This is a genomic window from Bacteroides sp. GD17 (assembly GCF_038448625.1).
GTDB lineage: Bacteria > Bacteroidota > Bacteroidia > Bacteroidales > Bacteroidaceae > Bacteroides.
Genome location: NZ_JBCEZS010000036.1, coordinates 777 through 5,592, shown reverse-complemented (window position 1 = coordinate 5,592; position 4,816 = coordinate 777). Strand labels below are relative to the sequence as shown.

The window sequence follows — 4,816 nt, the reverse complement described above, 5'->3', positions numbered from 1 at the left end:
AAAAAAAAGCGACCCCAATCCGGGAAGGGGTAATCGTGATCAGCGAGGACACCACACTTCAGCAGCTTCAGAACCTAGCTGAAAAGTTGGAGGAACGCTTCGGAGTACACGCTTTTCAAATCTACACCCATAAGGATGAAGGCGCAAACGTATGGGACGGTAGGGAAGAAGCATGGAAACCGAACTATCATGCGCACATGATCTTCGACTGGACGGACGGACATACCGGGAAAACAGTAAAGCTGAACAAACACGACATGGCGGAGATGCAGACCATAACAGCCGAGTGCTTGAACATGGAACGTGGCGTTTCTTCAGACCGGAAACACTTGTCGGCCATGCAATACAAAAACCAAATGGAAACGGAAAAAGCCGGGCAGCTTCAAAAAGACATCGAGCAGCTCAGCCGGGAATACTCCACGGGAACCCAAAAAGTCAACCAAATCTTAGATGAACTCGATACCGTCCGGAAAGAATTAAAAAGCATGAAAACCGATATCCACATCAACGAAGCCAAGGAAGCCGCAGCAAAAGCCGGGAAAACCGTTTTCAATGCCGTTACAAGCGTCTTTAACGTAGGGGAGGTAAAAAAGCAAGCCAAGGAGATTGAAACCCTCAAAAAAGAAAATTACGACCTATCATTCAAAAACCAAAATCTGGAAGGACAGCTAAGAACCAACACCATTGCGATGCAAAGAGCACAGGAAACAGCCGAAAGACAAATAAAAGCACAAGCAGCCAAACTCAAACCTATAACGGAACTGTTTCCGGAAATGGAAAACGCAGAGGAAAACATAGAAGAACTCCGGAGTATGGGAGTACAAAACAACGATATCCGGCAACTCCTTACCGGCAAAGAAATACACTACACCGGAAACCTTTACGACAAGGACAAGAGAAAATCATACCAGGTTAAAAACGTGAAGATAGATATCGCCAAAAGCCGGAACGGTATTACTACTATTTGGCTAAATGACACACACTTTAAAAACTTTCTCAAAGAACTTTGGAACGAATTACAAAAAACATTTAAAATAAGCAGAGGGTTTCATTTATAGCCCCCTCTGCTTAACACCTCTCATTCTTTTATCTTTTCCAAATACACATAAATATAATATTTAGTGTAATCGGATGCTTTCATTTTTACTTTTACAAAAAAACTTCCCATAGAATCCATACAGCATAAATAAAAAGGAATTTCAGCTTCTTTATTCACCCCTGCTTCATACATAAGACTAGTTACATCCACATCATTCCGCAACTTTGTTGCTCTCCCTTCCTTGAATAATTTATAATATTCCAAATCATCCAATCCCCAATAAACAACAGAATCTGAAAAATTCCGAAATCTAATTTTAGCTTCACTCACATTTTCATCTATGGAAACTTCAAAAACATTCAACTCAGAAGTTGTTTCTTTAAACCATTGATTTACATAAACATTATAATAAACCTTATATACTTCGGTCTTCACATATTTCCAAGAATACTCATTCTTAGCTGAAATATTTTTTCCAAATAAAAGAAGCAATAGAAGAAATGAAAATTTCATATTACCAAGTTGCCAATGTTATTCCTAACATATAATTAATATTACCAACCTTGCAATAATTACCAATACCATTACTACCACTCTGATGAATACCCATTATACGACCATCTGTTTGAGAAAGAATTAAACCTCCACTATCTCCACCAGTACTTGCATAAGTTGTCTTTGCCAAATCCATCATATAAACATTACTGACCCACGCATCATAGCTTTCATCTATCACATATCCCTCAGAATAACCATTATATCCATATTTTTTCACCCATGAACCTTCTACTGTAGTTCCCTCAACTGTGTTTATATTCACAAATGATTGTCCATAAACACCAATATTCATATACCATCCACTATTCATACCACAAAAAGCAGCATCTACAGTACCTTGATGCATTGCAGTTCTACAAGTCGCAATCTTTTGTGAATGATCCGAACCTAAATATACATCCTCACCGGAGCCAACAAGGTGAGCAGCCGTAACAAACCCAGTATATCCTCCATAATTAGCCTTATACCCAACAGATCCATTAAATCCACCAGCGTATATCTGCTGCCCTGAAGCAACATCTCCTTGCTCTACATTTTTAGTATCAGAAGCTACAAAGACCAAAGGTTCCGCATCTAAAACTACACTTTTAAACAATTCTACATCACTACCAGAACAACTCTTCAAACCAACGACAACTCTATTTTTCTTACAAGAAAACGATACAAAATCAATATTCTTAGATATAGAAGAACTAGTATTATTAATTACATAATCAGCAATTTGCTTTTTTAATTCCATTAATTCATTTCGAGAATACAAACACTCTTCATAAGAAACGCCATCAGAACCTATAACAGAAGATAACAAACTAACACTATTCTCTAACTTCCCTTTCACAAGCACTTTTAATGTACCATTTTCATCAATATAACACCCTCCAAAATAATCTGGATAATCAATCTGACCTAACTCTCCATTACGAGTCACTTTAGGTCTAAAAGAATCAAACAAATTCTGAGCCTTTTCAAAAGATTCACCAGCAGAAGTCAAAGTCACTTCTTCTACATTCACTTCTTCTGCATTCAACAAATCATCAGAAGAACAAGACCACAAACCCAATACGGCAAAAAAGCCAACTAAATAAATAACAAATCTTTTCATAACAGTAGAATTTAAATTAACTCCATAAAGCTACAAAAAAACAACAAAACACTCTCAAAAAAAAGAAAATAATTACTTTGGAGGACTATTTTTTTCCTCAAGATAAATATCCTGCAACAATTCATCCTTTTTTGTAACCCTATAACAGCATAATGCCTCCCCTGTTTCCATATTATACCAATCAGCCACCTTATCTTTCACGGACATATACCAAGTATAACAACCATCCTCCACATTCAAGCCTTCCACATCAAGAACTAAATCTTCATCCTTAAAATCATTCAACGTTTCATCTCCTATCATAGTGCGGAACTGCCCGAAACTACTCATACGCTGCATCCCATGCATAGCGGTATAAATCATATCCAGTGCTCTATAATTTATCTGAACCTTCTCTTTACCGTCACGACCTTTCGAACGTGAAACAGAAGCCTTTGAAGCATACTTGAAAACCTCTATCGCTGCATTCTCCAAATCTTCTATCTTCTTATATTTCTGAAAACGGGCATCAGCAACAGTACAACCATGCAGCTTCTTCCATTGGGCTACCACATACTTAGCAGCTTCCAACGAATCAACAATAATATGAAAATGATAATGGAACGAAAACAAACCTTTTTTCACCACATGGTAGGTACACTCCTTCTTGATCACTCCCGATATATCAAGAGAACGGAACTTATGCTTTGTCCTTATACCGTCAGCCCACATCCGGTTACACTTACGCATAAAATCACGCAAAACCCTTGCATCATCAGTTACACAGTTCTGTAAGGTAAGTGTCACAAAATAAAACTCCCTACCTTCCGAAGCCAGATACTTCATAACCGGGAGGAACTTCTTTACATTTTGTGCCGTTTGAATACGCTGACAGATAGGACAGAAAGCCCGGTGGCAGTAATGGGAGTGAGCCTTACCACCCTGCACGGTATAAACATTTGAACACACATGGGCATCCATGTACGCTTTCATTAATTTGCTTTCCGGATTCTTTTCCGAAAGTTTTCGAGTAAAGTTATGGGAGATGATTTTTACTTTAGCCTTTTTTTTAAGACTATCAGAACCGTTTTTTAACGGACTTTCTTTGCAGTTGGTTATATTTGTTATATCTTTGCGCATACAAAGTATCTTTGTTGGTTTCGCTGCCCACCGACCAAAGTAAGAAGCGAAGCCGATTAAACATATACAAAGCCCATTGGTAGCGAGCCGATGGGCTTCGTGTTTTTTATCTCACCCCAAAAGTAGGCAATTCATTCCAAACTGCCAAACATCATTCAAAAAACCTGCCTGCAACAAGCCAAAAAGCATTTACCACGAAACTTTCTAGTTTATCCAGTATGGGGGCTCGCCCCCATTCCCCCGGCTGCGCAATCCCTGCATGAATACCCCATAAAAACACTTGAATACAAGCATACTTCCGGAAAAATAGCTATCTTTGCCATACACAAAGACAACCCTTGCCGAGCGATACGGGAGAGTTGCAAAATAATACCACTGGAGTGAATTGACGGATATCCGACATCTCCAGTGGTATTTTTTCTATCCCCCTCCCGTCCCCCAAAGGGGGAGCACACAAAGACAAGCCCTGCCTTCGCTCAATGGAGTGTTACTTGGCTTCAAAGTAAACTATAAACATATCCTTTAAAGACATGATCCGGTTTGCCCCATGGTCAAAATCGCCATGAAGCTGACACAGATCATCAAAGATGTCTTGGTACTCTTCCCGGCTGTCGGTCAGTTCCCGGCTCCCACGCTTAGCATAGGCACTCGCACATTTCTTTAAATACTCTGCAAAATCCTTGCAGGTAGGTTTCTTGTCTGATGTTTCCATATTAATTATTTAATAATGACCGTATGCGGAAATAATAAGAACCTCTACTAAATCCTCATATACACGATAAACCAGTCTATGCTCCTTATTGATACGTCTGGACCATGTTTCTTCTTTATAATGTCTCAACATTTCTACTTGACCAGTACCAGTAGTCGGATGCTCCCTAATCTCTTCCAATAATATATTTAGCTTTTTGAGTGCCACAGGTGCTTTCTTTTGGAGCTGCAACAAATCCTTTTTGGCATCATCCGTAAATACTAATCTGTACATAGAAGACGGTCTA

Annotated in this window: 6 protein-coding genes; 1 reads left to right on the top strand and 5 read right to left on the bottom strand. The window is 39.0% G+C overall.

The features are described 5' to 3' along the window. The coding region (locus tag AAE250_RS23270; protein WP_342289477.1) for a relaxase/mobilization nuclease domain-containing protein at positions 1–1,058 on the top strand (1,058 nt) is incomplete at its 5' end. Between the two features lie 20 nt (positions 1,059–1,078). Here the strand turns inward: AAE250_RS23270 and AAE250_RS23265 are convergent. From AAE250_RS23265 to AAE250_RS23245, 5 genes are all read right to left on the bottom strand, one after another. Beyond that, positions 1,079–1,552, bottom strand: coding sequence for a hypothetical protein (locus AAE250_RS23265; protein ID WP_342289476.1), 474 nt, complete (start codon positions 1,550–1,552; stop codon positions 1,079–1,081). A 1-nt stretch (position 1,553) separates the two neighbouring features. Further along, positions 1,554–2,699 (bottom strand): hypothetical protein, encoded by a 1,146-nt coding sequence (locus tag AAE250_RS23260; RefSeq protein WP_342289475.1) that lies wholly within the window; start codon positions 2,697–2,699, stop codon positions 1,554–1,556. 72 nt (positions 2,700–2,771) lie between these two features. Then, positions 2,772–3,671 carry a protein rep gene (locus AAE250_RS23255; protein ID WP_342289474.1) on the bottom strand — a complete coding sequence of 300 codons (900 nt, stop codon included), beginning with the start codon at positions 3,669–3,671 and terminating at the stop codon, positions 2,772–2,774. Positions 3,672–4,305: 634 nt separating this feature from the next. Further along, positions 4,306–4,530 (bottom strand): hypothetical protein, encoded by a 225-nt coding sequence (locus tag AAE250_RS23250; RefSeq protein WP_342289473.1) that lies wholly within the window; start codon positions 4,528–4,530, stop codon positions 4,306–4,308. A 9-nt stretch (positions 4,531–4,539) separates the two neighbouring features. Then, the coding region (locus AAE250_RS23245) for a Txe/YoeB family addiction module toxin (RefSeq protein ID WP_342289472.1) at positions 4,540–4,816 on the bottom strand (277 nt) is incomplete at its 5' end.

Excerpts from the sequence above, each read along its gene's own strand:
- AAE250_RS23265 (WP_342289476.1), bottom strand. The coding sequence starts at position 1,552 with ATGAAATTTTCATTTCTTCTATTGCTTCTTTTATTTGGAAAAAATATT.
- AAE250_RS23260 (WP_342289475.1), bottom strand. The coding sequence starts at position 2,699 with ATGAAAAGATTTGTTATTTATTTAGTTGGCTTTTTTGCCGTATTGGGT.
- AAE250_RS23255 (WP_342289474.1), bottom strand. The coding sequence starts at position 3,671 with ATGAAAGCGTACATGGATGCCCATGTGTGTTCAAATGTTTATACCGTG.
- AAE250_RS23250 (WP_342289473.1), bottom strand. The coding sequence starts at position 4,530 with ATGGAAACATCAGACAAGAAACCTACCTGCAAGGATTTTGCAGAGTAT.